The following is a 4,613-nucleotide window of genomic DNA, read 5'->3' as shown; positions in this document are numbered from 1 at the left end:
TGCTCCCCCCACCGGCGCGACTTCGGGCTTGCGCCCTCGTCTTGCCGACTCCCCGGTGTAAAGGGGGGAGTGATGGGAAACCTGTGCGATAATCCCCGGGCCGACATCGAAAGCGGCATCGGAACCGCGCCGGCAGCAGGAAGCGCAGGCGGGGGACAAAGGAGCAGCGGCTTTGAAATCCAGGATCATCGCGGTCGCCAACCAGAAGGGCGGCGTAGGCAAAACCACGACCAGCGTCAACCTGGCCGCCTCGATGGCGGCCACCAAACGCCGGGTGCTGCTGGTAGATCTGGACCCGCAGGGCAACGCCACGGCGGGCAGCGGCCTGGACAAGCGGCAGCTGGAGCACAGCGCCGCGGAAGTGCTGCTGGGAGAATGCGCCGCCGCCGAGGCCCTGGTCGGCATCCAAAGCGGCTACGATCTGCTGCCCGGCAACACCGACCTCACCCGCTGCGAGGTAGCCCTGTTCCAGACCGAGGGCCGCGAATCGCGCCTGCGCGAGGCCCTGGCCGGGGTGCGGGAACGCTACCACTTCGTCTTTATAGACTGCCCGCCGGCTCTGAACATGCTCACCGTCAACGCGCTGGTGATGGCCGACTCCGTCATGATCCCCGTTCAATGCGAGTACTACGCCCTCGAAGGGCTGAGCGCCCTCATGGAAACGATTCGGGGCATCGAGCGCTACTTCAACCCCTCCCTGCGCATTGAGGGCCTGTTGCGCACCATGTACGACGGCCGCAACAATCTGGCCAACGAGGTATCGGCGCAGCTGCTGCAACACTACGGCGACAAAGTCTATCGCACCGTGATCCCGCGCAATGTGCGCCTGGCCGAAGCGCCCAGCTACGGCCAGCCCATCCTGAATTACGACAAATCCTCCCAGGGCGCGGTCGCCTATCTGGCCCTGGCCGGCGAGATGCTGCGCCGCGCCGGCGCGGAAACGGCCGCGACTCCGGCCTGAGGCGGCGCGAACGAATGGCAAAGCGCAAGCGTCTGGGGAAGGGACTGGAGGCCCTGCTGGGCGTAGAGCCGGGCGCGGACGCGGAGGGCCTGCGCGAACTGGCGCCCGACCGGATCCGGGTGGGGCGCTTTCAACCCCGGCGGCGCATCCCGCCGGAAACGCTGAAGGAACTGGCCGACTCCATTCGCGGCCACGGCGTCGTACAGCCCATCGTGGTGCGCCCCCTGGACGGCAACGCCTACGAACTGATCGCTGGCGAGCGCCGCTGGCGGGCCGCCCAACAGGCCGGGCTGAAACGCATCCCGGCGCTGGTGCGGCCGCTGTCCGACCGCGAGGCGTCCTTGATCGGGCTGATCGAGAACCTGCGCCGGGAAGACCTCAACCCGCTGGAGACGGCGCGCGGCATCGAGCGCCTGATCCGGGAATTCAAGATGAGCCACGCCCAGGTCGCCACCCAGCTCGGCAGTTCCCGCCCGGCGGTGAGCAACCTGTTGCGCCTGCTGACGCTGGCCCCCGAGGTGCGGCAGCGGGTGGAGGACGGCGAACTGCAAATGGGGCATGCCCGGGCCCTGCTCTCTCTGCCCGCCGCGGCGCAGCGGCGCACGGCGGCGGCGGTGGCGCGCAAGGGGCTCTCCGTGCGCGAGACCGAAGAGCTGGCGCGCCGCGCGGCGGCCGGGGAAGGCAAAGACGCGGCCGGCGGCGGCAAGAAGGGCCGGGGCCGGGCGGCGGCATCCCCGGACCCCAACATCCGCAAGCTGGAGACGCGCCTGTCCGAGCGTCTGGCCGCCCCGGTGGCCATCCGGCACGGGCGGCGCGGCGGCGGCGGCGGCGTCGTGCAGATCCGCTACGCCTCTCTGGAGGAGCTGGACGGCATCCTGCAGAAGATCGGGCAGGGCAAATGACGACTGCGACGATTATCGCGGGCCTTGCCCTAATCATCTCCCTGGGAACAGCGGGTCTTACCGCCCACTTCTGGAACCAGCAAAATAAAGAGTCCGTTAACAGTTATCTCTCAACGGTGTGGCATGAATTGATGTCTATTTGCCATAAATATCCGAAGTATCTCGATATCTCCACTACCGAACATTATGAAAAAATCATGAATGCGGAGGAAATCGCCCAATACGATGCGTACTGTTACAAAGCCTGGGTACATGTGCAGGAAATAATTGATAAAGGATACGATAAAAATCATGAATTTTCTCTCATCATCAGTTTGGTTGCCGGCTATCATTCGCATTGGCTCAAGCGAAACCCGACTCTCTTTACCAACCCCAAATTATGGAAGGCAATCTCGGATTACCGCAATCGCCCCAACTTGATCTTCGGTTATCGGAACCTGCCTATGAAAGACGGCGATGTAAATTGGGATATTGTTGCGGAAGATTATCACAATTACATTCTAGGCCCATTTGCCCCCGAGATGACGAAACCCGATCCCGGAAAAAATAACGCCAGACGCAATAAACTGCTGGATTACCTGGACGAGATTGTAATCTCCGAAAGAACTTCGATTATTGATTTCGGCTGTGGACCGGGCAACCTGATACACTTTCTCGATGCATCGAAAATAAAACAAATCACCTGCGTAGATAAAAATGAGACTGCCCTTGCCATTGCCGAAGAGGTCGGCAAAAAATGGAACATCGCCGTTCGCAAGCAAAAAGTTAATATTAAAGATTATCGCCCCAGCGAAAAATACGACATTGCCATTTCCGTGAATTCTATCTTGCCGGAAAAACGAAGCGATATTCCAATACTACTAAAAAGGATCGTCGGCGCGTTGAATCCCGGAGGGCGATTCATCGCCATTCTTCCCTCTTACGATACAACGGAATACCTATGCAGTCTTTGGCGAAAACATTATTCTAAAATCCTTGGCGACAACTCCGACCACGTCGATCGGATCATAAAGGCATTTGAAGTGACCAAGAAAATGAACGGGGACCCTCATTATTCTTACGCCGACGATGGCCGAATCTCGCAGTGCTACCACACCAAGGAGACGATTGAAAAGGAATTCCGGGAGGCTGGCTTAGAGATAGGCGAACCGAAAAAAATCTATTATCCCTGGGAATTGACGAAAAGATTCGACTACGGGTACTTCCCCGATGCGCCAGAAGAAATCTGGGATTGGTTCGTCGTGGCTCGCGTACGCGCCTGAGAAGGATTGCCGGCAGTGGACCCGGACGCCAGCCCCTTTACGCCGACCCGGCCGGTGGATGCCGGGCTGTTCGTAGGGCGACGGGAACAAGTCGCGGAGTTGCGCGCCATGGCGCGCAAGGCGCGGCGGGGGCAGCTGCAAGTCGGCTGGATTTCCGGCGAGCGCGGCATCGGCAAAAGCTCGATCACCGCCCTGGTCGGCGCTCTGGCCGAACGCGAGGAGCAGGCCATCTTCGCGCATGTGCACCTGGGGGCGGTGCGGGAATTAAAAGACCTGGCGCGCGAGACCCACCTGCAAATCCTGAGAGACAACGACGAAACCAAATCCTGGGGCAAAAAACTGTGGTCGCTGCTCGGCAAACGCATCAAAAGGGTCGGCTTGTACGGCGCCGAGATCGAACTGAATGTTCCCGCCGCCGAGTGGCAGGGCACCGTGCGGAACTTCACCGACACCCTCGGACATATCGTCAGAACCGCGGGCGGCGACAGGAAAATGCTGCTGCTGGTCCTGGACGACATCAACGGCCTGGCCGACACGCCTGCCTTCGCCAACTGGCTCAAGAGCATGGTGGACGGCGAGGCCACCAGCAGGCGGAAAAATCCCGTCTGCCTGGTCTTCGTCGGCCTGGAAGAGCGCTTCCGCCGCATGATGGAACACAACCCGTCCGTGGGCAGGGTCTTCCAACCGATGGTGGACATAAAGCCCTGGACGCGCTCCGAAAGCGAAGAGTTTTTCGAGAACGCCTTCCGCAGGGGCGGAATCGGGATCGGCAGCAGAAACATCAAATTTCTCGCCAAAAATTCCGACGGCCTGCCGGCAATGGCCCATGAGATCGGTGATGCCGTATGGAAAATCGCCAGCAACGGAAAGGTGGGGTTCAAGGCGGCGTTCGACGGAATATTCGAGGCCGCCGAATCCGTAGGGCGCCGCTTCCTGGATAACGAGATCATCCTGGCATTGCGGGGCGCGCGATACCGCTCCATCCTGAGAAAGATAGCCGGGCACACGCCGGTCTTCGAGAAAGAGTTTTCCAGAAAGCAGCTCCTGTCGCTGCCGACGCTCACTGCCGCGGAAAGAAAGGTCCTGGACAACTTCCTCAGGCGGATGCGCAAACTGGGCGCCCTCGTGCCCGCTCAGGAAGGCGAGCGCGGCCTCTATCGCTTCCCCACGCGCATACACAGAATTTACTTCTATCTGGAGGCAATGCGGGCCAAGCTCGCCTGAGTCTTCGCACCCGCTTTTCGTTCAGGTTCAAGATACTTTGGGCATTTTAGAGTGCAAGTAACCTATTATTTTTACATGGCATAAAACTACAATATTTTATAAAAACTGGAGTTTCCGGCTCCAAAATTACATAAAAAATGGCCGGGCAGTGCGTATCGGGCGCATCGCCAGACGGCGCTACAAGCCGTTACGCAATCGAAGGGAAGCAAAGCGCTTCTTACGCATCACTCCCCCCTTGAGGGGGAGTCGGCAAGACGAGGGCGC

General features: G+C 60.0%; 4 protein-coding genes. All 4 read left to right on the top strand.

All coding sequences use genetic code 11. The annotated features are described in order from the left end of the window. The first annotated feature begins 172 nt into the window (after positions 1-172). From OXU43_05870 to OXU43_05855, 4 genes are read left to right on the top strand one after another with little or no spacing between them, the layout of a single operon-like run. On the top strand, positions 173-961 hold the full coding sequence (locus OXU43_05870) for a ParA family protein (protein MDD9824680.1): 789 nt from the start codon (positions 173-175) through the stop codon (positions 959-961). A 14-nt stretch (positions 962-975) separates the two neighbouring features. Further along, positions 976-1,863: a ParB/RepB/Spo0J family partition protein gene (locus tag OXU43_05865; GenBank protein ID MDD9824679.1), complete on the top strand. Its 888-nt coding sequence runs from the start codon at positions 976-978 to the stop codon at positions 1,861-1,863. Then, the gene (locus tag OXU43_05860; GenBank protein ID MDD9824678.1) at positions 1,860-3,125 is read left to right on the top strand and encodes a class I SAM-dependent methyltransferase; all 1,266 of its coding nucleotides are present in this window, start codon (positions 1,860-1,862) and stop codon (positions 3,123-3,125) included. The genes OXU43_05865 and OXU43_05860 overlap by 4 nt, the downstream gene beginning before the upstream one ends. A 15-nt stretch (positions 3,126-3,140) precedes the next feature. Further along, positions 3,141-4,349, top strand: a complete 1,209-nt coding sequence (locus OXU43_05855; protein ID MDD9824677.1) for an ATP-binding protein — start codon at positions 3,141-3,143, stop codon at positions 4,347-4,349. Positions 4,350-4,613 lie beyond the last annotated feature (264 nt).

The organism is Gammaproteobacteria bacterium, assembly GCA_028817255.1.
GTDB lineage: Bacteria > Pseudomonadota > Gammaproteobacteria > Porifericomitales > Porifericomitaceae > Porifericomes > Porifericomes azotivorans.
Note: the sequence above shows the minus strand (reverse complement) of the source record. Positions and strands in the feature narration are given on the sequence as shown.

Coding starts and splice junctions, on each gene's coding strand:
- OXU43_05865 (MDD9824679.1), top strand. CDS start 976: ATGGCAAAGCGCAAGCGTCTGGGGAAGGGACTGGAGGCCCTGCTGGGC.
- OXU43_05860 (MDD9824678.1), top strand. CDS start 1,860: ATGACGACTGCGACGATTATCGCGGGCCTTGCCCTAATCATCTCCCTG.